This is a genomic window from Bowmanella dokdonensis (genome assembly GCF_017254865.1).
In the GTDB taxonomy this organism is placed as follows: Bacteria; Pseudomonadota; Gammaproteobacteria; order Enterobacterales; family Alteromonadaceae; genus Bowmanella; species Bowmanella dokdonensis.
Window position 1 is genome coordinate 433,154 of sequence record NZ_JAFKCV010000002.1, and the last position, 24,677, is coordinate 457,830.

The 24,677-nt window shown below is 57.0% G+C and carries 21 protein-coding genes; 9 read left to right on the forward strand and 12 right to left on the reverse strand.

What is annotated here, in order from left to right:
• From J0A66_RS05200 to J0A66_RS05220, 5 genes are all read right to left on the reverse strand, one after another.
• Window positions 1–1,788 carry a thiamine pyrophosphate-binding protein gene (locus tag J0A66_RS05200; RefSeq protein WP_206572719.1) on the reverse strand — a complete coding sequence of 596 codons (1,788 nt, stop codon included), beginning with the start codon at window positions 1,786–1,788 and terminating at the stop codon, window positions 1–3.
• Between the two features lie 56 nt (window positions 1,789–1,844).
• The gene (locus J0A66_RS05205; protein WP_206572720.1) at window positions 1,845–4,337 is read right to left on the reverse strand and encodes a two-component system response regulator; all 2,493 of its coding nucleotides are present in this window, start codon (window positions 4,335–4,337) and stop codon (window positions 1,845–1,847) included.
• Window positions 4,338–4,581: 244 nt separating this feature from the next.
• On the reverse strand, window positions 4,582–5,853 hold the full coding sequence (locus tag J0A66_RS05210; protein WP_206572721.1) for an amidohydrolase family protein: 1,272 nt from the start codon (window positions 5,851–5,853) through the stop codon (window positions 4,582–4,584).
• Window positions 5,850–7,262: an amidohydrolase gene (locus tag J0A66_RS05215; RefSeq protein ID WP_206572722.1), complete on the reverse strand. Its 1,413-nt coding sequence runs from the start codon at window positions 7,260–7,262 to the stop codon at window positions 5,850–5,852. Before J0A66_RS05215 ends, J0A66_RS05210 begins: the two co-directional genes overlap by 4 nt.
• A 180-nt stretch (window positions 7,263–7,442) precedes the next feature.
• Window positions 7,443–8,396 carry a tRNA-dihydrouridine synthase gene (locus J0A66_RS05220; protein WP_206572723.1) on the reverse strand — a complete coding sequence of 318 codons (954 nt, stop codon included), beginning with the start codon at window positions 8,394–8,396 and terminating at the stop codon, window positions 7,443–7,445.
• A gap of 67 nt (window positions 8,397–8,463) precedes the next feature.
• On the opposite strand from J0A66_RS05220, the gene J0A66_RS05225 reads away from it, so the two are divergent.
• Window positions 8,464–9,141 (forward strand): DUF599 domain-containing protein, encoded by a 678-nt coding sequence (locus J0A66_RS05225; RefSeq protein WP_206572724.1) that lies wholly within the window; start codon window positions 8,464–8,466, stop codon window positions 9,139–9,141.
• A gap of 20 nt (window positions 9,142–9,161) precedes the next feature.
• Here the strand turns inward: J0A66_RS05225 and J0A66_RS05230 are convergent, their stop codons facing one another.
• The 4 genes from J0A66_RS05230 to J0A66_RS05245 all read right to left on the reverse strand — a co-directional run bounded on the left by J0A66_RS05230 (window position 9,162) and on the right by J0A66_RS05245 (window position 12,830).
• Window positions 9,162–9,566 (reverse strand): hypothetical protein, encoded by a 405-nt coding sequence (locus tag J0A66_RS05230; RefSeq protein ID WP_206572725.1) that lies wholly within the window; start codon window positions 9,564–9,566, stop codon window positions 9,162–9,164.
• 93 nt (window positions 9,567–9,659) lie between these two features.
• Window positions 9,660–10,913, reverse strand: a complete 1,254-nt coding sequence (gene lolE / locus J0A66_RS05235) for a lipoprotein-releasing ABC transporter permease subunit LolE (RefSeq protein ID WP_206572726.1) — start codon at window positions 10,911–10,913, stop codon at window positions 9,660–9,662.
• Window positions 10,910–11,587, reverse strand: coding sequence for a lipoprotein-releasing ABC transporter ATP-binding protein LolD (lolD, locus tag J0A66_RS05240; protein ID WP_206572848.1), 678 nt, complete (start codon window positions 11,585–11,587; stop codon window positions 10,910–10,912). The genes lolE and lolD overlap by 4 nt, the downstream gene beginning before the upstream one ends.
• A 31-nt stretch (window positions 11,588–11,618) precedes the next feature.
• A complete protein-coding gene (locus J0A66_RS05245; protein ID WP_206572727.1) occupies window positions 11,619–12,830 on the reverse strand; it encodes a lipoprotein-releasing ABC transporter permease subunit in 1,212 nt (403 codons plus the stop codon).
• Window positions 12,831–13,002: 172 nt separating this feature from the next.
• On the opposite strand from J0A66_RS05245, the gene J0A66_RS05250 reads away from it, so the two are divergent.
• From J0A66_RS05250 to J0A66_RS05285, 8 genes are all read left to right on the forward strand, one after another.
• Entirely contained in the window at window positions 13,003–13,602 is a 600-nt protein-coding gene (locus tag J0A66_RS05250; RefSeq protein ID WP_206572728.1) for a PilZ domain-containing protein, read from the forward strand.
• An 8-nt stretch (window positions 13,603–13,610) separates the two neighbouring features.
• On the forward strand, window positions 13,611–17,087 hold the full coding sequence (mfd, locus tag J0A66_RS05255) for a transcription-repair coupling factor (RefSeq protein WP_206572729.1): 3,477 nt from the start codon (window positions 13,611–13,613) through the stop codon (window positions 17,085–17,087).
• A complete protein-coding gene (locus J0A66_RS05260; protein WP_206572730.1) occupies window positions 17,087–18,316 on the forward strand; it encodes a CsiV family protein in 1,230 nt (409 codons plus the stop codon). The genes mfd and J0A66_RS05260 overlap by 1 nt, the downstream gene beginning before the upstream one ends.
• Entirely contained in the window at window positions 18,313–18,831 is a 519-nt protein-coding gene (locus J0A66_RS05265) for a cob(I)yrinic acid a,c-diamide adenosyltransferase (RefSeq protein ID WP_206572731.1), read from the forward strand. Before J0A66_RS05260 ends, J0A66_RS05265 begins: the two co-directional genes overlap by 4 nt.
• 19 nt (window positions 18,832–18,850) lie before the next feature.
• Window positions 18,851–19,372, forward strand: coding sequence for a GNAT family N-acetyltransferase (locus J0A66_RS05270; protein ID WP_241264023.1), 522 nt, complete (start codon window positions 18,851–18,853; stop codon window positions 19,370–19,372).
• A complete protein-coding gene (locus J0A66_RS05275) occupies window positions 19,369–20,169 on the forward strand; it encodes a formyl transferase (protein ID WP_206572732.1) in 801 nt (266 codons plus the stop codon). Before J0A66_RS05270 ends, J0A66_RS05275 begins: the two co-directional genes overlap by 4 nt.
• A 135-nt stretch (window positions 20,170–20,304) precedes the next feature.
• Window positions 20,305–20,976 carry a phosphoribosyltransferase gene (locus J0A66_RS05280; RefSeq protein WP_206572733.1) on the forward strand — a complete coding sequence of 224 codons (672 nt, stop codon included), beginning with the start codon at window positions 20,305–20,307 and terminating at the stop codon, window positions 20,974–20,976.
• Window positions 20,977–20,980: 4 nt separating this feature from the next.
• Window positions 20,981–22,312, forward strand: coding sequence for an erythromycin esterase family protein (locus J0A66_RS05285; protein WP_206572734.1), 1,332 nt, complete (start codon window positions 20,981–20,983; stop codon window positions 22,310–22,312).
• 140 nt (window positions 22,313–22,452) lie between these two features.
• On the opposite strand, the gene J0A66_RS05290 is transcribed toward J0A66_RS05285, so the two are convergent.
• The 3 genes from J0A66_RS05290 to J0A66_RS05300 form a co-directional block, all read right to left on the reverse strand.
• Window positions 22,453–23,454 carry a hypothetical protein gene (locus tag J0A66_RS05290; RefSeq protein WP_206572735.1) on the reverse strand — a complete coding sequence of 334 codons (1,002 nt, stop codon included), beginning with the start codon at window positions 23,452–23,454 and terminating at the stop codon, window positions 22,453–22,455.
• A 566-nt stretch (window positions 23,455–24,020) separates the two neighbouring features.
• Window positions 24,021–24,212 (reverse strand): DUF2784 domain-containing protein, encoded by a 192-nt coding sequence (locus J0A66_RS23780; protein WP_206572736.1) that lies wholly within the window; start codon window positions 24,210–24,212, stop codon window positions 24,021–24,023.
• A 132-nt stretch (window positions 24,213–24,344) separates the two neighbouring features.
• On the reverse strand, window positions 24,345–24,644 hold the full coding sequence (locus J0A66_RS05300) for a putative quinol monooxygenase (RefSeq protein WP_206572737.1): 300 nt from the start codon (window positions 24,642–24,644) through the stop codon (window positions 24,345–24,347).
• Window positions 24,645–24,677 lie beyond the last annotated feature (33 nt).

A 24,677-nucleotide genomic window follows, 5' to 3' on the forward strand; every position in this document is an offset into this window, starting at 1 on the left:
TCATCCTCCCGGTGTAGCCGAGGTCCCTTTGGCCAGGCCTTTAACTCTGTCCATCATGGGCGGTACTTCGTCGGGGTCGATGCGCAGATCAATTAGGGTCGGTCCGTCCTTGAGGAAAAAGCCCTCAAAATCGAGCTCCTCCAGCTTATCTGGATTGTCCACCACTATCCCCTCCACGCCCATGGCCCTGGCCATGGCCGCAAAGTTGACATTTCCCAGTTCAAATCCGCTGGGCTCTGCACCACCCAAACGCTGACCGTGCATCACCATGCCCAGCACCCCGTCATTGAGTACCAGAAATACAATGGGTAATTTCTGTTGCAGGGCCACGGTAATCTCCTGAGCGCTCATCAGGTAGCTGCCGTCTCCTGTCACACACACATGGGGATGGCGTTCCTTGTCAGCCAGGGCCGAGCCGATAACCGCGCCGATGGACCACGCCATAGCGCCCAACCCCATGGCAATATGGTATTTTCCATCGCTTTCCGGCCGCTGGTAATAGTGTATGGACCAGGCCCAGGCATTGCCCGCATCGACAAAGAACCGGCTACCCGGCGGCAGGACTCTGCTCAGGTGGGTAAAGACCCGTTGCGGCTTGAGGATAACCGCTTCTTCCCTGCCGCCCGTGGGATCGTTCAGAGCCACCCGGCAGCCGTTGATATTCCTTGGCAGGGGCTGCGCGAATACCTGCCAGTGCTTGCCCCATTTGAATTTCCCCTCCTTGACCTCGTCTATCAGGCGCTGAAAAACCGACGGCAGATAACCGCATACATGCAGTTTGGCCATGGGGGAGCGGGTAAAATGCTCAGGGGTATAATCTATATGGATCAGTTTGTGGTTCATCAACTCCACGGCCCAGCCGCTGGTGCCAAGCTCCCCCAGCGCCGCCCCGACGGCCAGCACCAGATCGAGCTTTCCGTCCCTGTCCTCAAGCAGTTCCTTGGCACTTTGATGACCGCCGAATCCATATACCCCCCGATACAGACGATGGGTTTCGTCCACCCAGCGTTTACCCATGGGCCCGGTTACAAAGGGGGCATTGATCAGCTCGGCGAACGCCATAATCTGCTCAGACGCCTCAGCACAGCCATCTCCCAGGAACAGCGCCACCCGTTCGGCCTTGGCCAGTTCCCTGATAAGACCGACCAGCGCTTCCTTATCGGAGAGGGTAAACTTGTGCATCAGGCTCTCGACCCTGATCTGTGGTCGCTGACTTACGGTGGCGCGCAATACATCCGAAGGAATACTGATATGTACCGGACCGGCCGGGATCCTGCGGGTGGCCATGATGGCCGAAATCAGTTTGTGTTCCATCTGCTCCTGATGGCTGACCAGCGAATTATAACGGGTGCAGTAGCGAAACATGCCCACCGTATCGATAGCCGCACAGGATGAATCCTGCAGGGCCCTGCGGCCAAACTTGGGCAGCGGTGTCTGGGCGGTGATCACCAGCATGGGTGTATTGTCGGCATAAGCCCCGGACACACCGGTAATCAGGTTGGTGGCACCCGGTCCCGTGGTCGCACAGCAGACACCTATCTTGCCGTTCTCCCTGGCATAGCCGTCTGCCATAAAGGCCGCACCGGCTTCGTGCCTGGCCACCACTATACGTGGCCCGCCCCGCCTTTCACTGCGTGCCAGGGCATTGAACAGAGGTTCGATGGCGCCACCAGGCACGCCGAACACGCAGTCCACTCCCAACTGACTCAGGTATTCGACGATCAGGTCGGCATAAGTGAAAACATCCGTTTCTTCTTGCTCTTCCCTGATTTGAGCGGCTCCAGACATAACTGACCTTTTAATTATTCTAGTGTCAGGCAGGCGTGAACGTCGGGCAGGCGTACTCAGGAACCGTAATGTGCCTGCAACGCCTCAATGTCCATGGGCCAGCAGATATAATAACCCTGCGCGTAGTCCACACCAAGAGCCTGTAACTCTATCAGGGTTTTCTCATCTTCGACAAATTCTGCCACCGAGCGTTTGCCCAGCACCTTCGCCACCTCACAGATGGACTTGACCAGCGCATGATCAATGGGGTTAAGGTGCATTTCACGGACGAAGGAACCGTCGATCTTGATGGAGTCGGCCGGGATCCGCTTCAAATAGCTGAAGGTACTGAAACCGGTGCCAAAATCATCAATGGAAAATTCACAGCCAAGTTGTTTCAACTGCTGCATCATCTGCCTGGACGCATCCAGGTTGCTCAGGCTGGCTGACTCGGTCAGCTCAAAAATGATGCGATTGGGCGCCACGCCGTACTGTTTGAGCTTTTCCTCCACCAGCGGCAAAAGACGGGCGTCATCAAAGGCCTGAGCGGACAGATTGATAGCCACTTTCTGCAGCAGGGGGTAGCGGCTCATCATGCAGATGGCTTTGGAAATCACCTGGTGGTCGAGCAGGTTAATATCCTCCGCCCGTTCAAGGGCGGGAATAAAGTCTCCCGGATAAACCAGCTTATCTTCAATCAACAGCCTGACCAGGGCTTCGAAATAGACCACCTCGCGGCTCTGGCATCGCACGACGGGCTGAAAATGCAACAGCATCCGGTCATTGACTATGGCCTCATTGAGTGTCTGAACCCAACGAATGGACGCTTTAAAATCACTGCTGTCCTGATCCTGTTCATCGTACAAGTGGGCCAGGTTGCGCCCCCGTCTTTTGGCCACGTACAAGGCGATATCCGCCTGCTGCAGATAAGTCTGGGCCGACAGTTTACCGTCAATCTCCGCAATGCCGACAGAACAACTGACCACATAAATGCGGTCCTCGAAATGATAATGTCCCTGGCACATGGCGTCACAGATGTTTTCGGCCATTATCCTGGCATCCTGACGACTGGTATGCAGCAATAACAGGGCAAACTCGTCCCCTCCAATTCGGCACAGAATATCACTGCTCCGCTTGCACTGGGTCAGGCGCCTGGCCACCTCCTTAAGTACCGCATCCCCCTGCTGATGGCCGTGGGTATCGTTAATGACCTTGAAATGATCCAGATCTATATACAGCAACGCATGACTGTCCTGGTGCCGCCGCGCTGATTCAGTCAGCAGGTTCAGTTGCTGATCGAAGAAATGCCGGTTGTACAGATCGGTAAGAGTGTCATGCAGGGCAAGGTGCTGCAGTTGCTGTTCGGCCTGTTTGCGTTCATCAATGTTGTCCAGGGTCAGGGTAACAGTCTGCTTCCCGGACGCGTCCAGCAGGGTATTGAACTTGGCACCCACCCAGCGGCTGTTGAATCTGGCGTGACGCAGCTTGAACTCGCAGCTCTGGTAGCTGGTTTCTCCCCGGTACAGGGAGCGCAGCATCTCCTCAACCTGTCCTGCTTCCCTGGCGAAGCTGTTATCGACAAAGGACAGGAAGGGCTCTCCCATGCTGGTATCCCTGGCATAACCGGTCAGCACCTCCCAGGCGGGATTAAGAAACCGGATCTTTCCTTCATTGTCCAGTTCCATGATAACGGTGGACAGGTGGGACAAGACCCTCTGGTGGGTATCGGACAAGGCCTGATACTGGGCGTTACGACTATTGAGGGCGCGGACCTTATCGGCAAACTGAGCGTTACTGACCATGAAGTCTTCGCGCTGGATAGCCACTTCCATCACATGACGCAACTGCTCGACCCGAAACGGCTTGCTGATAAAATCCACCGCCCCCTGCCCCATCATCGACTCAGCAATCTCCAGGCCGCCATGTGCCGTCATCACTACGACTGTCTGACTGGGACGAAGCTTAAGAATCTCTGCCAGTACCTGCTGTCCGGACAGGCCGGGCAACATCACATCAAGCAACACCACGGCATAGTCGCCGCGGGCAAACATCTCAACCCCCTGGGCGCCGTCTGCGGCGATCTGCACCCGGTATTTGGGCTGTAAGACCCGACTAATCAGCTCTGCCGTGTCCGGCGTATCCTCTACCACCAGCACAGACAGCTTCTTCTCCCAGGGACCGTTGGATACCACCCTGCCTGCCAGTTCGGGCAGTCGCTCGAATTGTTCAATGGGCAGCACCTCATCGATACCATAGGCCCTGGCCGTGGTTTCGGCTATACGCTCACAGTGGGTGGCGGTCAGCAGAATAAAAGGCGTATCGGCTGCAGAACGGAACAGGCCGGCCCTGAGCATGCGCGACAACCGCCACCCGTCCAACGGCTCCACTTCCACTTCTGATATCAGTAAGTCAAAGGACTGCTCTTTCAACAGGGCCAGTGCATCGGCACTGCTGCCCGCCTGGCACAGGGTGACTGGGGCCCTGGATTGCAGCAACGCAGCAATGGACTGGCGCTGTGCATCATCCCGGGCAATCAGCAATACATGGTTCAGATTCGTTGGAACGGCCAAATAAAAAAAACTCCTTAAACTGGGTCTGGCAAGGCATCCATTCAGTCCCCGGATACCTTCTGATGTGGAAAAATCCATCTTTTCAGAGAGATAGACAGGTCCATCAGCAAAATCAGGGCAAAGGTTAACACTTTTAGCCTGATTGAAAACAGTGAAAAATGAGGGTCGGATCTGTGTAAGTCTTACTATGGCAAGAAAAAATAAAAAGGGCGCCGGATGGCGCCCTGAATGTCGCTGATACGAATCAGGGACGGACGTAGCTCATTGGCTTATCCTGGTCCAGTTCCAGATAGCGATCCCGCAGCTTGGTCTGGCGTGATTCCAGCACAATCTCCTCCCCCTGGATCACTACATGCTCAGGCGCCACCATCACCTCCAGCGGGTCCCCGGACCAGACCACCAGATCGGCCACTTTTCCCGCCTCCAGGCTGCCGTACTCTTTGTCAATGCCAAACAGCCTGGCATTGTTGATGGTCAGTGCAGCCAGACCGTCCTGCCAGGGCAGGCCGTTGGCTACCGCATTGCCTGCGTGCTGGGTGGCCAGACGCAGGTTGTGGGTCTCCACCCCGATAGAGACGGCCACCCCTGCCTCACTGAGCCTGCCTGCATTGGCCAGGGTCGCACCGAGCTGATCGAAGCTGTAGGGCAGGTTCGGCTCCGGGTCCAGAATCACCGGAATACCCGCCTCGGCGATTTCTGCGGCGATACGCCAGCCTTCTGTGGCCTTAAGCAGCACCACCCGGATATCCGGATAGCGGGCCTTGAAGGCCAGGACCTGACGAATATCGGCGAGGCGGCGGGCATCCATGATCAGGGGCATATCACCGCTGACCACTGCCAGCAGCGCGTTGACATCCGCCTTACTCAGGCTGCCGTGCCACTCCTCGGCGGCCGACAAGGGTTTACCTTTGCGTGATCTGGCTTCCTGGACGGCATTTTCCAGCTCCGGCCATAAGGCGGCGCGGCTGCCGCCCATATCATCGGCGCCATGGTTGTCCACCGACACCGTCATAAAGGCACCGGGCTTGATCAGCTTGTCCCCGTCCCCGAGGCTGATGACGGCCCCGCGGCCCTTAAACAGGGTCTGGGTGTTAGCCATTCCGGTCGCCGCCAGGGTAAAGCCCTCGATACGGCTGACCGGCAGCAGGGTCGAATCGGGATTAATGGCGTAGGACACATCCAGGGCTGCACCGGCAGGGGAATAATCACGGGGCTTATAGCTGGCGTCCACCGTCCCGGCAGAGGAGCCCACTTCCACCAGACCCAGCGAGGTATAAGCGCCAATCAGACCGGGTGTGACAATTTTGCCGCTGGCATCGATCACCCGATAGCCGGAGGGCACCGGCAGGTTCTGGCCCACAGACTGAATGCGACCCTCTTTTATCAGAACGGTGGCATTTTCAAGGCTGCCCTGTTCAGACAGGGTATGCACATAGCCTCCCACCACAGCCAGGTTCTCAGCCTGGGCTGACAGGGCTAAAAGGCCGGTCAATACGGCGATTGCAGTCTTGTTCATTTTACGTCTCCTTCACCTGGCTGACCCAACTCAAAGTCCTGTACAGGCCAACTGGCCGGGTCCTGACGGTCAAACGCCAGACCGCCATCGATATAGACGCGTTCGGCCTGGGCATAGGTGGAGAATGGATCGCTGCTCCAGAGTACCAGATCGGCATTCTTACCCGGTTCCAGGGAACCTGTCTGATCATAAATACCCAGGGATTTGGCCGGATTGGCTGACAGCCATTGCCAGGCCTCCGCCCTGGAAATGTCGATGCCGGCGCGCTGACCGTCACCCAGGGCCTTGGCGGCTTCCTGGTTCAGACGCTGAATACCAAGGTCACTGTCCGAATGGACGATGGCGCAGGCATTGGCCTTGTGCACCATGGGGATGTTCTCGCGAATGCCGTCATAGGCTTCCATCTTAAAGCCCCACCAGTCGGCCCACATGGCCGAACAGACATTGTTCTCGGCCAGCCTGTCGGCAATTTTGTAAGACTCCACGGCATGCTGAAAAGAAGCAATCTGGTAATCAAATTCCTTCATCAAGTCCAGCATAGTGCCCATATCATCGGCACGGTAACAGTGCATATGGACCAGGATTTCCCCGTCCAGCACGCCGGCCAGCGTCTCCAGTCGGAGATCCCGTTTCGGCGGGGTTGGATTCTTTCCTTCCTTGTGTTCACGACGGTACTTTTCCCATTTTTCCTGGTAATCCTGGGCATCGGCCCAGGCCTGGCGGTAGCCGGCCACATTACCCATGCGGGTAGCAGGGCCCCCTTTGTCGCCGTAAACCCGCTTGGGATTTTCCCCGCAGGCCATCTTCAGGCCATAGGGCGCACCGGGAAATTTCATATCCTGGATAGTCCGATCCGGCAGGTTCTTGACCGTCACAGACCTGCCCCCGACCAGATTGGCCGATCCGGGCAGGATCTGCAGGGCGGTCACACCACCGGCCAGGGCACGGCGAAAGCCGGGATCCTGTGGCCAGATGCTGTGTTCGGCCCAGACCTGCGCGGTCACCGGGTTGGTCATCTCGTTACCATCGGAATGGGATTTGGTTTCCGGAGTCGGATAAACCCCCAGGTGGCTGTGTACATCGATGATGCCGGGGGTGACCCACTTGCCTTCCCCATCGATGACGGTGGCCCCTTCAGGCGCCGCAATGGACTGACCCACCTGGACAATCTTGCCGTCTTTAAACAGCACTGCGCCCTTGTCAAGACGCCCGCCCTTGCCATCCAGCACAGTGACATTGGTAATCAGGGTAGCTTGTGCCGGCAAGGGCTGATAGGTACTTGGATATGGATCTTTGTCGATTTCCACCAGTGCGGACTGTTCGGGCTTGGCCTGCTGGCCGCAGGCCGACAACAGCCCTGCAGACACAGCTGCCAGCACCAGCAGGCGGTGAGTTGAGTTTTGTTTCATGTTATCCCTGGAAAGTTATCTGGGTGGTACTAGAGGCTGCTTAGCTTTCATATACCTCTCTGTTGAGAGATAAACAGTCTCTGGCAACCTGCCCTTATCGTTATGGGAAAGCTCAATTAAGCAGAATTGCCGGTTGTGATCAATAAGACTGCGACAGACGACCCGTTGCTTCGACCAGTCTCATGCAGCGAGTTGGACCAGGATGTCTTCGGCCCTTTGCAGGGTATGGATGCGCGCAAACAGCTCAATGGCCTGGGGGTACTGGCGCTTCAGGTAACCCAGCCATTGCTTGACCCGGTTAGGATAGTATTTTCCCTTGTCGCCATAAATTTCATAGCCGGAGTAGCGGCTCAGCAGGGCCCTGACTTGCTCCCAACTCATCGGCTCGGCTTGCTGTTTGATGACCCGGGCCAGGTTGGGCAGGGCCAGAGCGCCCCGTCCAAGCATCAAATCCTGGCAGCGGGATTCCAGGCGGCATCGCTGGGCGTCGGCTAACGACCAGATCTCACCATTGGCAACCAAAGGTATTTGCACCACGCCGCGGATCCGGGCTATCCAGTCCCAGTAGGCGGGCGGATTATATCCTTCCACCTTGGTACGGGCGTGAATGGCGATTTGACTGGCGCCAGCCGCTTCCAGCGCCTGGGCATTGGCGATGGCCAGGGACTTGTCCTCAAAGCCAAGGCGCATTTTGGCCGTGACCGGCTGCTGGGCGGGCACTGCCGCGCGCACTGCACTGACGATACGGTACAGACTGTCAGTTTCCTTCAGCAAGACCGCCCCACCCTTGCTCTTGTTGACCGTCTTAGCCGGGCAACCAAAATTAAGATCGACGCCATGGGAACCCAGTTCGACTGCCTGACGGGCATTTTCAGCCAGCCAGTCAGGATCCTGGCCCAGCAACTGTACCCTGACGGGCGTCCCGGCCGGGGTCAGGCCGCCCTGGTGAAGCTCAGGACACATCCGGTGGTAGACCTTAGCCGGCAATAACTGATCGACAATTCGCACAAACTCGGTGACACACAGATCGAAACCGCCGATGCGGGTCAGCATGTCTCTCATCAAATGATCCACCACGCCTTCCATGGGAGCCAGGATTAAGCGCGCAGAGGATTGCAGATCAGGGGCAGTCATTTCTTTTACGGGCAGAAGCAGGTAGTCTGAGGGGCGCGAAGTCTAACAAATTCCTGTGGTAAAAAGTATGTCTCCAGTCGATATCCTAGCCCTCTGCTGGTTTCTGACCCTCTGGATCGGTTATACCCTGTTTGCCAAGCGACGGGCCCGACAGACCATTTGCCTGGCCAGTGAGCTGCGTGGCAAACGCACCCGCTGGATGAAAGAGATGCTGGTACGCGAGAATCGCATGGCCGATATTGCCATTATTGCCGCACTGGAGCGCAACATCGCCTTTTTTGCCTCCAGTTCCCTGCTGATCCTGGCCGGTCTGCTTACGGCGCTGGCTTCAGTGGAAAAACTGCACCTGATGATCGACGAGCTGGCCATCTCCGCAGCGCAAACCAATGCCCAGATCCAGATAAAGCTGCTGTTGCTGATGGGCATGTTTATTTTCGCCTTTTTCCAGTTTACCTGGGCACTGCGCCAGTATGGGTTTGGGGCGGTACTGGTCGGTGCGGCCCCAACGGGCAACAGGATGAGCGAGGAGGAAGTGGAGTTGTTTGCCAATCGGGCCGCTAAGGTGGTGGATCAGGCCGGACACTCCTTCAACTATGGTTTACGGGCCATTTACTTCTCCCTCGCCACCCTGTCCTGGTTTATCGACCCCCGGCTGTTCATGCTGGCCTCCGTGGTCACCATGCTGGTCATGTATCAGCGGGAGTTCCATTCGAAGGTGTTAAAGGCCCTGAAGGACTGTCACTGAATTTTACAGCTTTTTGTGCCCTACCATCCCCGTAACCGGCTGACAATATAACCGGTCAATGCACCCGCCAGTCCGAAAGCAAAGGCGTACAGGGGGGCCACCACAAAAACCTGCGCCCCCTGGAATAACATGGATTGGTTTACACCTGCATTGAATAGATAGGCAATATGATAGAGCAAAAGGCTCAGGCAACTGAGCAGGATGAAACCGGCCAAGGCGCTTCTCGCGCCGGGGAAACCATGGGAGCTAAGGTAGTTGAGCCACAGCCAGGCGACAATTAGCGGAGAAATTACCCAGGGAAACAACAAGTTAAACACAACGCCCTGGATAAGGTAGCAGGCTATGGCTGTAACCAGCATACAAAACTTGGCTATTCTGTGATTGCGATATTCCATGGCCCGGGCTCCAATGGCGATTTGGCTCACGATCCGACACTCTTGGTTGATAATTGGACAACACCAACCTATGCATGATTCAGTCCATTATTTTTGACGCAGAACTGACAAAATCCCGTCGAATCAATGACCCAGCACTTTAGCCGGTTCAATTCTGGCTGCCTTGACGGCCGGATAGAGGGTCGCCAGGGTACTCAGGCCCATAGCAATCAGCGCCACCACCGCCACCTCGGTGGGCTCCAGTTGGGAGGGCAGGAAATCGATAAAGTAGATATCACCCGATAACAGCCGGCTGCCGGTCACGGCCTCTAGCCAGACCGCCAGGGTGGACAGCTCCAGGGCTGCCAACGCCCCCAATGAGACGCCGATAGCCGTACCTATCAGGCCGTTGAACAGCCCCTGCAGCATAAATACCCGGATGATCAGCCCGTCCCTGGCACCCAGGGTCTTGAGCATGGCAATCTCCCGGCGCTTTTCATTGACCGCCATTACCAGGGTCGAGACGATATTGAAACAGGCCACCGCAATCAGCAGGGTCAGCGCCAGGTACACCACCATCCTTACCAGTTGTATATCCTGATACAGATGGCCATGGGTGCGGGTCCAGTCAGAGATATACACATGCTGTTCAAAAGCGAAGCCAAATTCCCGCATCAGATAAGGAGCCTGATACGGATCGGCGAAGCCGAATTCCAGCCCCTGGGCACCACTTTGCACGCCAAGGATCTCCGATGCCTTTTGCAGATGCACCAGGGCCAGATGGTTATCCAGTTCGCCGCCTATACTGACCTGCCCCGCTACCTCGAACCAGACGGACTCGGGTGCGCTGAAGTGCTGCTCATCACCCTGCTGCGGCATGAGCAGTTGCACTTTCTCGCCCACCTTCACGTCGAGTTTGTCCAGCACCCCTTTGCCCAGCAAAATGGCGTTTGGTTGGCTGGCAAATCCCCGCCACTGGGTGTCGGTGGTCAATCTGGCCAGTCGCGACTGGGACAGGTAATCGGTGGAAACGCCGGTCACTTCCACCGCTTTCATCCTGCCTGCCGTCTGCACCATGGCGGTCATTTTGGTGATAGGCGCCAGATAGGCAATCCGCTCATCTTTGCTGAGCCGGGCGATCTGTTGTTGCCAGTCCTGCATCCCCTGATTGGATACGGCAATCAGTTCCCCATGGGGCAGAACGGCCAGCAGACGGTCTTTAAGCTCCCTTTCAAAGCCGTTCATGACCGACAGCAGCAGAATCATCACAAAGCAGCCTAGGGCGATACCGACGGTGGAGGAAGCGGAAATAAAGGATACAAATCCGCTTTGGCCCTTACTGCGGCGAAACCGCCAGGCCAGCTGAACTGCCAGCGGCTGTGACCCGTACCACTTCATACCTGCTCCAGCCTGCCGTTGTGCAGGGTCAGGGTACGATCCAGTCGTTCGGCCAGATGCAGATCATGGGTCACCACCACAAAACTGGTGTTAAGATCGCGGGTCAGCTCGCCCAGTACTTCGTAGACAGCTTCGGCAGTCTTATTATCGAGGTTGCCCGTGGGTTCATCGGCCAGCACCAGCTTGGGCTGGTTTACCAGCGCCCGGGCAATGGCCACACGCTGCCGCTCACCGCCGGACAGTTGCGCCGGCTTGTGGCTCATGCGACTGGCCAGGCCCACTTTTTTAAGCATCTCTTCGGCACGTTGCCTGGCTTGGTGTCTGTCCGTCTGGCCAATCAAAAGCGGCATGGCGACGTTTTCCAGGGCGGAGAATTCCGGCAACAGATGGTGAAACTGGTAGACAAACCCCAGGCTCTGGTTTCTGAACCGGGCTTGCTGCTGGGCGCCAAAGGCAAAAATATCCTGGCCCTCGAACCACACTTTGCCGCTGCTGGGCTTGTCCAGTGCACCTAGCAAATGCAGCAGGGTACTCTTGCCCGACCCTGAACTGCCTACGATGGCCAGTTGTTCTGCTTTATTCAGGCTGAAACTGATGTCTTCCAGCACATTGACTGCCTGCGGGCCTTCCTGATACTGCTTTGAGACGTGCTGGCATTGCAACAGGGACATGATTGGATTCCTTTAATAAACTATCGGTGCGCGGCTATTCATCCCGCAAAGCGGCGGCGGGTTGCGTCTGCATGGCCCGGTAAGCAGGGTACAGGGTAGCCAACAGGCTCAGGACCAGCGACAGGCAAACCATCAGCCAGACCTGGGACCAGCGCAGATCCACAGGCAACCCCTGGCCTTCCAGTCCGTTGACCAGTTGCACACCGAACAGTTGCAGCAGATTATTCAACTGACTGGCCAGCAGCCAACCGCCGAACAGGCCAATCAGGGTACCTTTGAGTCCGTTATACAAACCACTGACCAGAAAGACCCGCATCAGGGCCGGAGCATGCAACCCCTGGGTGCGCAGGATAGCGATATCGCCGCGCTTTTCGGTGACCACCATGACCATGGCTGACACTATATTGAACGCTGCCACGGCGATGATCAGTACCAGCATCAGCGCCATCATGTTCTTTTCCATTTTCACCGCATCAAACAAGGGGCCCTGGCGATCCCGCCAGTTACGACTTTCCAGATCCAGTTTTTCAAGTTCAGTTTTGACCTGTTGCCAGGCGAAGGCATCATCCAGATATAGCCTGGTCTGAGCCAGTTCCCCGGCTTCGCCGCGCTGCAGTCGGGCGGCATCATGCAGGTGAATCAGCACCACCTTGTCATCCAGTTCCGAGCCCACATCAAATATGCCGACGATGCGAAACCGACGCTGGCTTGGCACCCGGCCAAAGGGGGTATAGACGCTGGCGGCCGCCGAAATCAGCCTTACCCTGTCGCCCAGCCCGAGTTGCAGGGCAGCCGCCAGTGGCCGCCCCAGTACCAGACCGTACTCACCGGGCTGAAGGTTACTGAGCTCGCCAAGTAGCATATGCCGGCCGATGACCGAGTCAGCTGGCTCGGCCGCAGGGTCTATCCCCTGAACCAGGACACCGCGCAGTGCACCCGGAGCCTGCAGTAAACCTTCTGACTCGAGCATCGGTGAGGCGTCAACCACATGGGGCAGTTTTTCCATCGCATCCAGCCTGACCGGGTCGATACCGGCAGTCCTGACCAGAAAATGTGGCGTAATCCCCAGAATACGGTTTTTTAACTGAGCTTCGAAACCGTTCATGACCGATGACACTGTGATGAGGGCAGCCAGGCCCAGGGCAATGCCGGCTACCGAAAACAGGTTGATAAAGGCGATAAAGGGATTGCCTTTACGGGTCCTGGCGTAGCGAAGTCCAATAAAGATAGAAACTGGGTAATACATTTAGAGTACCGAATGGTTGGCCGGTTTGCTGGCGGCCGTCCCATCTAGGTGTGCTTAGCTGTCGGGCGGGCGCATTCAGGTCCTGTTTAATGATTGGCGATAATAGGTGTAAGCTTACAGACAATCAAGGCCTGATGCCGGGACGGGCCGGCAGGCCAGCAATGGAGATTTCATGGAAAAATTGACTCTGGAACAGAAAAAACAGCAATTCGATGAGTTTTTTCGCATTCGGCATGCCCTGAAGGTCAATATGCGCCTGTTGGAAGAGGACTTTGAGCTGCCTGCACCGGAGCAACTGGCCGAACATATGCCCTATGCCTTTCGTATTGCCAGTGAACTCTCAGCCCTGGATGCAGCCGCCCTGCGTCCTCTGCGTAACCTGAGCGAGCATGCCGCCGATCTGGTCAAGTTCCTCAATCACCAGTCCCGTAAGATCGATCTGATGATGTCCTACATCCTGCACGAACAAATGGCCGCCGAACATCAGTTCAGCAGCCAGGCCTTTGGTGGGGGCGGCGTCATCCTGCTCAGCGGACAACCGATAGAACTGGAGCGCAACTGCGAATTACGCCTGTTTCTGGAAGAAGAAGCCGCCGCCGTGTTCTGCTACGGCGAAGTTATCGCTTGCGAGAAAGTCGATGATCAGTACCATATCTCGCTGTTTTTCAATCGCATCCGGGAAGAGGACCAGGAATTGCTGGTACGTGCCAGCCTGCACCTGCAGACCCTGCAACTGAGAAAACGCGCCCAGAACAAATCACCGAGTGAATAAACGCCAGCATGAGCATGAGTATTTTCAGTCCCCCATTGCCAAAAAAATCCGGGGATCATCTGCAGTGGGGTAACCTCCAGGGCAGCAGCCTGGCCCTGACCATTGCCAGCAGCGCCAAGCACCAGCAGGGATCCGTTTTGCTGATCACCGCCGACACGCCTTCGGCGCTGAAGTTATCGCGGGAAATAGAAAGTTTCCTGGGAGAAATAGAAGTCAAGGTATTTCCCGACTGGGAAACCCTGCCCTACGACACCTTTTCACCCCACCAGGATATTATCTCCCAGCGCCTGGAGACATTGTTTCACCTGACCCAGCCAAAGCCCTGTGTCTATGTGGTGCCGGTGAATACCCTGCTGCAACGGATGGCGCCCAAAGATTATCTGGCCCGCTACCTGCTTCTGCTGAAGAAGGGCCAGCCCCTGGAAATGGACAGCTTCCGCCGGGGTCTGGAAAGAGCCGGCTATACGGCGGTCAATCAGGTCCTCAGCCACGGCGAATACTCCATACGCGGCAGCATTATCGATCTCTACCCCATGGGCAGTAAGGCCCCCTATCGCATCGACCTGTTTGACGACGAGATCGACAGTATCAGCTTGTTCGATCCTGACAGCCAGCGCTCGGCCAGGGAAGTCAGGGAAATCCGCCTGTTGCCTGCCCATGAGTTTCCTACCGACAAGCCGGCTCTGGAATTGTTCCGTCGTCAGTTTCTCGACCGCTTCGACGCCAGCAATGCGAAAGACTCGGTGTTCTATCAGGTGACCCACGGCCTGATGCCGGCAGGAGTGGAATACTATCTGCCGCTGTTTTTTGCGCAGACAGCCACCTTGTTCGACTACCTGCACCCCAACAGTTTGGTGCTGATGCATGGTGATCTGGTCAATGCCGCCGAGTTTTACTGGGCTGACTTGCATGAACGGTTTGAGCAGCATAGGTATAACCCACTTCGTCCCCTGTTGTCCCCGGCCGAAATCTACCTCAAGGTGGACGAACTCTTTGCCCATCTCAAAGCCTGGCCGCGGGTTTCCCTGCATCACAATACCCTGCAGGACAAGACGGGCAGTGTTAACTTTGCCACCAGCGCCATCCGCGATATCGCCGTCAAACCCCAGAGTAAGACACCCCTTGTCAGTTTGCAGCAATCACTCAGCCAGTGGCAGCAGGCAGGCAGCAAGGTGCTGTTCAGCGTCGAATCCCAGGGCCGGCGTGAGAGCCTGCTGGGGCTTTTGAAGAAGGTCCAGTGCCAGCCAAAAGCCTTTGAAAGTCTGGAAGACTTCCTGACCAGCCATGAGCCCACAGGTGTCATCATCAGTGCCGCAGAGCACAGCTTCGAGCTTGAGGAAGCAGACGCACGGCTGGTACTCATCACTGAAACCGAGCTGCTTGGCCATAAAATCAGCCAGCGGCGCCTGCGCGACAAGCGGCAGGCCACAGACGAAGCGGCAGTAATCCGCAATCTGGCCGAGCTGAATATAGGTCAGCCGGTGGTGCATCTTGAACATGGTGTAGGACGCTATCTGGGCCTGCAGACACTGGATGCAGGCGGTGTGACTACCGAATATCTGACCATAGAATACGCCAACGGGGCCAAACTCTATGTGCCGGTGTCCTCATTGCACCTGATCAGCCGTTACAGCGGCGGTGATCTTGATCATGCGCCCCTGCACCATCTTGGCACCGATGCCTGGAGTCGGGCTCGCAAAAAAGCCGCCGAGAAGGTACGCGACGTCGCCGCCCAGTTGCTGGATGTGTATGCCAGGCGTGCGGCCAAACCTGGTTTCGCCATCAGGATAGACTGGCCGGAATACCAGAGTTTTGCCGACAGTTTTCCCTTTGAGGAAACCCCCGATCAGGAACAGGCTATCAATGCGGTGATCCAGGACATGGGCAGTCCCATGGCCATGGACCGCCTGGTATGTGGCGACGTGGGTTTCGGCAAGACCGAAGTGGCCATGCGTGCAGCATTCCTTGCCGCCAACGCCGGCAAGCAGGTGGCCATCCTCGTGCCCACAACCCTGCTGGCCCAGCAACACTTCGAGAACTTCCGGGACAGGTTTGCCAACTGGCCGTTTCGGATTGAGGTCATGTCGCGCTTCTCCACGGGTAAGGACAGTAGAAGCACCCTGGAGGCGCTGGAGGAAGGCAAAGTGGATATTGTGGTTGGAACCCATAAACTGCTGCAAAAAGACGTCAAATTTGCCGATCTCGGCTTGGTTATCATAGACGAAGAGCACAGGTTCGGAGTGCGGCAGAAAGAGAAATTCAAGGCCCTGCGCGCCGATGTGGACATTCTTACCCTGACCGCCACACCTATCCCCAGAACACTGAATATGGCCCTGTCAGGCATGCGTGACCTGTCGATCATCGCCACGGCACCGGCCAAACGCCTGGCCATCAAAACCTTTGTCAGACAGCGGGACAAGCCTCTGATCCGTGAGGCCATCATGCGTGAGATCCTGCGTGGCGGACAAGTCTACTTCCTGCACAACGAAGTGGAGACCATCGACAAAACCGCTGCCGAGATTACCGAAATTGTGCCAGAGGCAAGAGTGGGCGTCGGCCATGGCCAGATGCGTGAGAGGGAACTGGAACGGGTCATGTCGGATTTCTATCACCAGCGTTTTAATGTGCTGGTCTGCACCACTATAATCGAGACCGGTATCGATGTGCCCTCGGCCAACACCATTATCATGGACCGGGCCGATCACCTGGGACTGGCCCAGTTACACCAGTTGCGCGGCCGGGTGGGACGCTCCCATCACCAGGCCTATGCCTACCTGCTCACCCCGCACCCCAAGCGAATGACCCGGGATGCCCAGAAACGCCTGGAAGCCATCGCTTCTCTGGAAGATTTGGGTGCCGGCTTTGCCCTGGCCACCCATGATCTGGAAATCCGTGGCGCCGGTGAATTGCTCGGGGATGAACAATCGGGCCAGATTGCCACTGTGGGCTTCTCGTTATACATGGAGATGCTGGAAAAGGCGGTGGAAGCCCTCAAGCAGGGTAAGGAGCCATCCCTGGATGATGCCCTGAGTCAGCATACCGAGATTGAGCTGCGTATTCCCGCCCTGTTGCCAGAGGACTATATCGGTGACGTGAATATCCGTTTGTCCCTGTACAAGAAGATCGCCAACTGTCAATCGGTGGAGGACCTGGACGAGGTCCAGGTGGAACTCATCGACCGTTTCGGCCTGCTGCCCGACGCGGCCAAAAACCTGCTTAAACTGACCCAGCTTAAACTGGCCGCCCGGCAGGTGGGGATCAACAGAATTGAAGCCAGCGCCCAGGGCGGTTTTGTCGAATTCGCTCAGGACACCCGCATCGACCCGGGCTTTATTATCCGCCTGATCCAGGCTCAACCGAAGATCTACCGGCTGGACGGGCCGCAGAAGCTTAAGTTTGCCATCCACACCGATGCTCATCAGGAGCGTGTTAAACTGGTGGAGACCATGCTGGAAGAATTCAAACAACAATTACAGGCGGCCTGATGAATAGACCGATACGTGCTTGTTTGCTGGGAATGGGATTGGCTGTTGCCACTCTGCCCCTGCAGGCGCAGGACAAGGAATGGTGGTTCGACGTGGAGATCCTGTTGTATAAACAGGATCAGGCGCTGGAGCGATTGGATGAGCTTTTTGTCCAGCCTGTGCCTGTGCCTGAAACCGGCCGTTCGGTGGACCTGATCAGCTCTTATCTGCTGCCGGATATCCGCGCTTTGCGTGCCGCCCTGCCTATGTGCACCCCCAGCAGCGATGAGCCGGTCGAGTCCTTTCCCCTGGTTGACGAGACGTTGCAGGCAGAGCTCAAATCGGCCCTGCAAAATGTGCCCCAGCCCCAAAGTAGCACGTCTCTGATGGGACAGTCTTCAATAAACCTGCCCGCCAAGGTCGCAGTGGGAAACTGGTCAGGACTGCTGCAGGCCGGCTGCCAGTATGAATTTGAGCAGACCATGCTTGCCGATCTGCTATTTCCAGCCCCACAACCCAGGACTTTTATAGCTAACGTACCGGTAGTGCTCAGCGGCAAGCTGGTCGACTACCCGCAATCGGCTCATCTGTTGCCGGGCAGCGAATTCAAACTGCGCGATCTGGCCCGCGACCTGCACCGCCAACGAGGCATTCAACCCCTGCTGCATCTGGCCTGGCGCCAGGAGGTGTTGTTTGGCAAGAGCCGCGCCCAGAGCTTTCGCTTATTTGGGGGGACCAACTTCTCCAGAGTGTATGGCGTGGACGGCTATCCATTAGGTGAAGAAAAGGTTGACACGACGGTGGCAGAAACGGACCTCGACCAGCAGTCACTGCTCGACAGAATCACCCGGGCGCTGGCCGAGCCGCTGGTCCTGAAGGTCGACAGGATGCGCACGCAGGACAATATGCAGCAAGTCGGTGAACTCTGGGAACTGGACGGCAATTTCAAAGTTTACCTGCAATACTTCAACCGGGTGCCCTATCTGCATATTGACACCGATTTGGTGTATCGCAAGGAGGGGCCGCCGGGCCTGATGGAAACTCAGGCCGCCCGCATCCCAGCGGAATTGGACCCAGCGTTGGACGCCACTCATGCTCCCCAGTACCAGTTATACGGGCTGCCGTTTGATCAGCTCAGGCGTATTATCAGTAATCAGATCCATTATTTCGATCACCCCATGTTCGGCATGGTGGTGCAGCTTCGCCGCTATCACCGTCCGGCACCCCCACTGGCAGAGGCCGCCCAATGAAGATCTATACCAAAGGAGGTGACAGCGGCTCCACCCAGATCTATGTGGACAAACCACAGCGGCTGGGGAAACAGGATATCGTGCTGGAATGTTACGGCAGCCTGGATGAACTCAATGCCCATCTGGGCTTGTTAGCCGCCCAGCTCAAGGAACTGGATCAGCTTGATGCAGTCCTGCAGGTGCAAAGGGAGCTGTTCCAGATTGGCTTTGCCCTCTCTGCCAGCAGTAATCTGACCCACCAGGCGGTGACGCGCCTTGAGCAGCAGATAGATGAGTGGCAGGCAATACTGCCCGTGCAAACCCACTTTATTTTACCGGGCGGTTGCCTTGGTGCAGCCCAGGCCCATATCTGCCGCACAGTTGCCAGGCGTGCGGAGCGACGTATGGTCGAGCTGGCCCAGCAAAGAGAGGTCCCGGCGGTGTGCCTGCAATATCTCAATCGCCTGTCAGACTGGCTGTTTGTGCTGGCCAGGCTGCTGAATCAGCAATCCGCCACGGACGAGACACGGGTGTAATACGGTTGGTATAGACGCCATGCAGTTGATCAGACCCCACTTGCGCTTTCGTGAAAGCTATCTGGCCTATATCCGCGAGATGGGCGAGGAAGAACGCTATCCCTTTGTAATGGATCTGCCCTGTGAAGATTTCCCGGCCCTGCTCCATCGCCTGGACGATATCAGCCGGGGTATCAATCTTCCTGCCGGCTCTGTGCCATCCAGTACCTTCTGGCTGGTTGAGCAGGAGCAGTTGCTTGGCGTGAGCAACCTGCGTCACTGTCTTAATGAGCAAATCCGCGAAGTAGGCGGACATATTGGCCTTGGTATCCGGCCTTCTAGGCGTGGACAGGGATTGGGCAGAGCTTTGCTGGCACTGACGCTGGAACAGGCTCGCAAACTGGGTATCGATCAGGTGCATATTCATTGCTATCAGGACAACCAGGCCTCCGGCGGACTGATTCGGGCCATGGGGGCAGTGAGGGATTCCCAGATTCTGGCCGCAGGCAAGGTGGTTGAACGCTTTATCCTGACGCCTCAGCCGCAGGGGGATACCGGATGAATATCCTGATCCTTGCCAACCGCGATCTTGCCAGTAACGTAGCGCTGAACCTGCTGTTGCCAAACCTTGCCCAGCACAGCCTCAGCCTGATGTTGTCCTCCCGGGTCGGCGGCGCGCCCAGTCCCCTGGCCGGGATGCGCAGGCTGAAGTTCTTCGAGCAGGATCTGCCCAACAGGCTGCTGTTTCCCCATTTGCCCGCCCCTGAAACCAGGCCGGGCAAATATCTGAGCTTCGGGCAGATGCATCGCCATCTGGCGGGTCCGGCCGAAGATCTTAACGATATCAATACTGAGCAGGGAGTGGAAAAAGTCCGCGCTCTGGCCCCGGATCTGATCCTAAGCATCCGCTACGGGGTGATCCTAAAAGAAGCGGTGATTGCCCTGCCCCGTTTCGGGGTGGTCAACCTGCATTCCGGGCTGTTGCCCGCTTACCGCGGGGTGATGGCCAGCTTCTGGGCCATGCTCAATGGCGAGCCGCAACTTGGCACCACCTGTCACTATATCCAGGACCCGGCTATCGATGCCGGGGACATCATCTCTTGCACATATCTGCCGGTAGACAGAGAAAAATGCTACCTGCTACATGTCCTTGAGCTCTATCGGGAGGGCTGTCAGGAGCTGCTCAAAGTGGTAGACATGCTGGCCACAGGCACCTGCCCGGTCACCCGCCCCCAGTCGGGGAAAGGGCAGTATTTCAGTTTTCCCGATCAGCAGGCCCTGGACAGATTTGCCGCCGGTACCCTGCAACTGGTGGATGAGCAGCAAATGCTGGATTTTCTGCAGCAGCACTACTACTGAGCGCCGCTTTCCTTTGCACCAGTAAAGCTGACAACACAGCCCTCTTTTTGCCACGGCCCCCTGCCCTTTTCTATAGTTTCATGGATGGCGGCTTATGAGATTAAGGCCACCCCATCTAACCAGGGGCAACCTATCATGCAAGCATTAATCAGTGACAGACGCTCTGCAGGGCGGCGACTTGCCGAGCATCTGCAGGATTACCGTCAGCGAGACGATCTGCTGGTGCTGGGCCTGCCCAGGGGCGGGATCCCGGTGGCCTTCGAGGTGGCCAAAGCCCTTTGTGCACCGCTGGATGTGATGCTGGTGCGCAAACTGGGACTGCCTTTACATGAAGAATATGCCATGGGCGCCATCGCCAGTGGCGGGGTGCGTATCCTCAACGAGGCAGTGATCAGTTACTACGGTATCGATGCAGAGGCCATCGAAGGGGTCGTCATCCGGGAGCAACAGGAACTGGCCAGGCGGGAAAAAGTTTACCGGGGTGAGCGGCCCTGGCCGGATCTGCGGCGACATTGCGTGTTGCTGGTTGATGATGGACTGGCCACGGGTGCCACCATGCAGGCAGCGGTGGAGGCGGTACGTCGCCAGGGGGCTTCTGAACTGGTTGTGGCAGTCCCCCTGGCCGCCCGCGACAGCCTGCAAGCCCTGGGCAAACTGGTGGACAACCTGGTCTGCCTGCACAGCCCCACCCCCTTTCAATCCGTGGGTCAGTGGTATGAGAACTTTGACCAGACCTCTGACGCTGAGGTGCTGGAGCTCTTGTCACAGGCCCGGACATTGCAACCCTATCAAGCAGCAGGGAGGTAACAAGATGCAGCCATTTGTAGAGGATTTAGCCGGGCAGATCCGCCAAGCCGCCTGGCCCCTTGACGGCCCCGGGGGAAACTATCACCCCCTGCTGGACAGTCTGGTGGATAAGCAGTTTATCCTGCTGGGCGAAGCCAGCCATGGTACCCATGAGTTCTATCAGGCCAGGATCGAGATCAGCAAACGCCTTATCCTGGATCGGCAGATCAACGCCATCGCCATTGAGGGAGACTGGCCCAGTGCGGCCAGGGTCAATCGCTTTATCCGCTGGCAGGGCCATGACAGCAATGCCAATGACGCCCTGTCGGACTTCCGGCGCTTTCCCCTGTGGATGTGGCGCAATACTCCCATGCTTGGGTTTATCCAGTGGCTGCGTGAGTACAACCGTGGTCTGCCTGAAAAACAGCAGGTGGGCTTTTACGGTCTGGATATGTACAGCCTGTACGAGTCAGTGGCCGCCGTACTGGAATACCTGGACAAGGTGGACCCGGACGCTGCAACGCTGGCCCGGGAACGCTATGGCTGCCTGAACCATACCGGCAGTGAACGACGTTATGGTTATGGGGTGACGCTGGGGCAGCGGCCTTCCTGCGAGGACGAAGTGGTCCAGCAGTTACTGAATATACGCGACCGTGCGCTTTGCTATGCCAAGCCGGATGATCAGCGTTCACAGGATGAACAGTTCGAGGCGGAACAAAATGCCAGGCTGGTTAAAAGTGCAGAACAATATTACCGGCAAATGTTCAATCCCAGGATCAGCACCTGGAACCTGCGCGACAGCCACATGTTTGAGACATTGCAGGAACTGCACCGGTATCTGTCCGGACGTCTCTCTCAGCCGGCCAGAATCGTCATCTGGGCTCATAATTCACACCTTGGCGATGCCAGGGCCACGGAGATGGGCAAGCGCGGTGAGCACAACCTGGGCCAACTGGTCAGACAGAGCGCGGGCCAGCGATCCCACCTGATAGGTTTGACAACCCACCAGGGAACGGTCACCGCGGCCTCCGAGTGGGACGGGCCGGGTGAGCGCAAGAGAGTGCGCCCTTCACTCAAAGGCAGTATCGAAAACCTGTTTCATCAGACCGGTCTGGACTGCTTTTATCTACCCATGACAGGACCTGTGGCCGAGGTGCTTGGCGAGCCCAGGCTGCAACGGGCCATAGGTGTCCTCTATCTGCCGGAGTCCGAGCGGGCCAGTCACTATTTTCACTGCGAACTGCCGGATCAGTTCGATGCCCTGCTGCACTTCGACCAGACGCAGGCCATTGAACCACTGGACCCTGAATCTGAATGGGTCAGTGGCGAGCAGGACACCTATCCTTCCGGACTCTGAACGCCGAAGAAAACGCAAAGAGCCGCCAACCGGCGGCTTTTTGTCAGTAGAGGGCTGGCGGGTCAGAGCACCGAAGGGTGGGGCAATGACCGCCAGAGCCCGCTTAAAATCCTCAGCCAAGACGGAATGGTGCTCGTAATCTAATCATTCAGTGCGCGAGGCAACCTTTGTTGCAGGCTCACAGGCAACAACCGGCATACCAGTACCCTGGCCTGTTGCCAGAAGGCGGACAACAACAGCAGGGCACTGCCGATACAAACACCGGTCAGGGCAAAGTTTACCTGCACCATCCCGAAGGTATCGAACAGGTTGGACAGGGCGTAAAGTACGTAACCCAGTGCCGACACCATCAGGGCCCGGCGGTCCACCGCCAGGGAGATCAGCGCCAGCAGCAGATACAAAGCCAGCACCGACACCATGCTGTTGATCTGGGCTGCCCCCTCCAGTATCCCCATCACAGAGAAGATCGGATGCACCAGCATGGGGGCGGCAAGCAGGTGCAGCCAGAACGCCACATCCGAGCGGCGCGTGACCCGCAGCTTGTCAGACGCATCCCAGATCATTGCCAGGGCGAAGGTCAGCAGACCGCCGACCAGCACGATCTGCTCCAGCCACTGATGCAAACCGGAAAAGTTCAGCATCAGCAGGGCGAACAGGCCCACCAGGACCGCGGCCACCGCCGCCGCCACAGTGATGGGCACCCTGAAGCGGCGCCAGTGCAAGAAGGCTGCCCCGGCCGTCAACAGACCAGACAGCATGAGAACAGCTTCGTCCGGCTGGCCGACAAAGAGTAATGGCGCGGCAAAGATGCCGCCAAGAAATGCCAGCAACAGGCCGATGGCCGGTAACGCCATCCGGCGGCGACGAACAAAGAACTCCGCCAGCCCCCAGGCGACGGCAGAAAATACCAGCGCGCCGGTGAAGTGACCAGTGTACTGGGTGATCCAGCCAATGGATGCCAGCAACAATCCACAGGCGATAACGACGAAAATATCGTTGAAGCCGGCGAGCAGCCGGAAATTTTCCTGATCCTGCTGAAGCTGGTGATTTTTCTGTTGTATATATGTGCGAAAAGCGGCTACCGACTCCTGGGTCAGTATCCCATGGCGGGCGGCACAGCTTAAATCTTCATCTGTATACATATTGTTATCCTTGAAGGTGGTACAGATTCAGTTCAGCAAATCTCAGGCCAGTGATTTACTCTTTATTTATCAACACGTTATAAACACTCCTTGCCAGGTCTTAGTCAAATTCACTAATTCGGTGGCAGAAAACCCCGCATAAACTGGTCAGTTTCACGCTGTATTGGCGTCGTCAGCCGGACTGAACCCCGGAGTAGTGAGTCTCAGGGAGATAGTATTCACAAAGGTCTGGGTTTGACCCAGAACCAACTGATGGCCACCAGCAGGGCAAAGAGGCTGTATCCCAGTGTGAAGACCCAGGCCGGCGCCTGATAATAATACCAACCGGATTAATCTTTAGTGCATTCAGAGCTGACCAGAAAGGATTAGCTCAAGGCGCAGCCTCGAAGGCATAGTGGCTCTATGTCAAGAGGCTGGAACGCAGAGATAATGCTTTCTGGACGCTCCCTGCGGGCGAAGCCAAAGTGCCCGCTACCTGTGTTGCCCGTATTCGATTTAGCGCCACTAGACCTTCATACGGTCGCCTTGGTATCGAACACTTTGACTTTCGCTGAGTGCACTAAAGATTAATCCGGTTGGTATGTAATCAGTCTTCCCAGCCAATGGGCAATAAAAGATCCCTGGTAGACGGCGTCGCCACCCTGGTCCCTAAGGGCCATTTCCCAGGTCGTCAGGGGGCAGAGGAGGCCGAGCCAGGCCTGAAATGTGACGATCAGAATGGCCAGCAGATGCAGCAGGCGGAACCAGGGATTATACACCCAGCGCTAGTTGCGCCAGTGGCCTGCATAGATCAGCAACAGGCCAAGGACGATAAACAGAACCCAGGCCACATGGACACACAGCAGAAGGTCGGCGGCCAGTCGATAGACCAGTTGAGAATTCAACCGGGCTTAGCCTGAATGCGCCAGCCCCTGGCCTCCCACCGGGCGGGTCTGCACATGCTGCTCGAAGCCGGCAATTAGAGCCTGGCTCTTTTCCATCGTCTGTTGCACAACAGGCAGGCTTAATGAGGCCTGGCGACTTTCCTGACAGTCCCAGACCTCGGTAATCCAGAGATTATCCGGCTCGATGGGATCCCTTGCCACCACATAACTGAGGCAGCCGGGCATCTCACTTCCTTCGAGCAGCAGATCAATAAGTGGCTCTCTTTTTCCGGGCAGAGCTTTTATCTTGCCGATCAATCCGTACATGGTTTGACCCTGTTCCACTGAAGGTGGCCCTCA

What these genes read in the sequence shown, in the direction of transcription:
- J0A66_RS05200 (WP_206572719.1), bottom strand. Translation starts at nt 1,788, where the DNA reads ATGTCTGGAGCCGCTCAAATCAGGGAAGAGCAAGAAGAAACGGATGTT.
- J0A66_RS05210 (WP_206572721.1), bottom strand. Translation starts at nt 5,853, where the DNA reads ATGAACAAGACTGCAATCGCCGTATTGACCGGCCTTTTAGCCCTGTCA.
- J0A66_RS05215 (WP_206572722.1), bottom strand. Translation starts at nt 7,262, where the DNA reads ATGAAACAAAACTCAACTCACCGCCTGCTGGTGCTGGCAGCTGTGTCT.
- J0A66_RS05220 (WP_206572723.1), bottom strand. Translation starts at nt 8,396, where the DNA reads ATGACTGCCCCTGATCTGCAATCCTCTGCGCGCTTAATCCTGGCTCCC.
- J0A66_RS05225 (WP_206572724.1), top strand. Translation starts at nt 8,464, where the DNA reads ATGTCTCCAGTCGATATCCTAGCCCTCTGCTGGTTTCTGACCCTCTGG.
- lolE (WP_206572726.1), bottom strand. Translation starts at nt 10,913, where the DNA reads ATGAAGTGGTACGGGTCACAGCCGCTGGCAGTTCAGCTGGCCTGGCGG.
- J0A66_RS05245 (WP_206572727.1), bottom strand. Translation starts at nt 12,830, where the DNA reads ATGTATTACCCAGTTTCTATCTTTATTGGACTTCGCTACGCCAGGACC.
- J0A66_RS05250 (WP_206572728.1), top strand. Translation starts at nt 13,003, where the DNA reads ATGGAAAAATTGACTCTGGAACAGAAAAAACAGCAATTCGATGAGTTT.
- mfd (WP_206572729.1), top strand. Translation starts at nt 13,611, where the DNA reads ATGAGCATGAGTATTTTCAGTCCCCCATTGCCAAAAAAATCCGGGGAT.
- J0A66_RS05260 (WP_206572730.1), top strand. Translation starts at nt 17,087, where the DNA reads ATGAATAGACCGATACGTGCTTGTTTGCTGGGAATGGGATTGGCTGTT.
- J0A66_RS05265 (WP_206572731.1), top strand. Translation starts at nt 18,313, where the DNA reads ATGAAGATCTATACCAAAGGAGGTGACAGCGGCTCCACCCAGATCTAT.
- J0A66_RS05270 (WP_241264023.1), top strand. Translation starts at nt 18,851, where the DNA reads ATGCAGTTGATCAGACCCCACTTGCGCTTTCGTGAAAGCTATCTGGCC.
- J0A66_RS05275 (WP_206572732.1), top strand. Translation starts at nt 19,369, where the DNA reads ATGAATATCCTGATCCTTGCCAACCGCGATCTTGCCAGTAACGTAGCG.
- J0A66_RS05280 (WP_206572733.1), top strand. Translation starts at nt 20,305, where the DNA reads ATGCAAGCATTAATCAGTGACAGACGCTCTGCAGGGCGGCGACTTGCC.
- J0A66_RS05285 (WP_206572734.1), top strand. Translation starts at nt 20,981, where the DNA reads ATGCAGCCATTTGTAGAGGATTTAGCCGGGCAGATCCGCCAAGCCGCC.
- J0A66_RS05290 (WP_206572735.1), bottom strand. Translation starts at nt 23,454, where the DNA reads ATGTATACAGATGAAGATTTAAGCTGTGCCGCCCGCCATGGGATACTG.
- J0A66_RS05300 (WP_206572737.1), bottom strand. Translation starts at nt 24,644, where the DNA reads ATGTACGGATTGATCGGCAAGATAAAAGCTCTGCCCGGAAAAAGAGAG.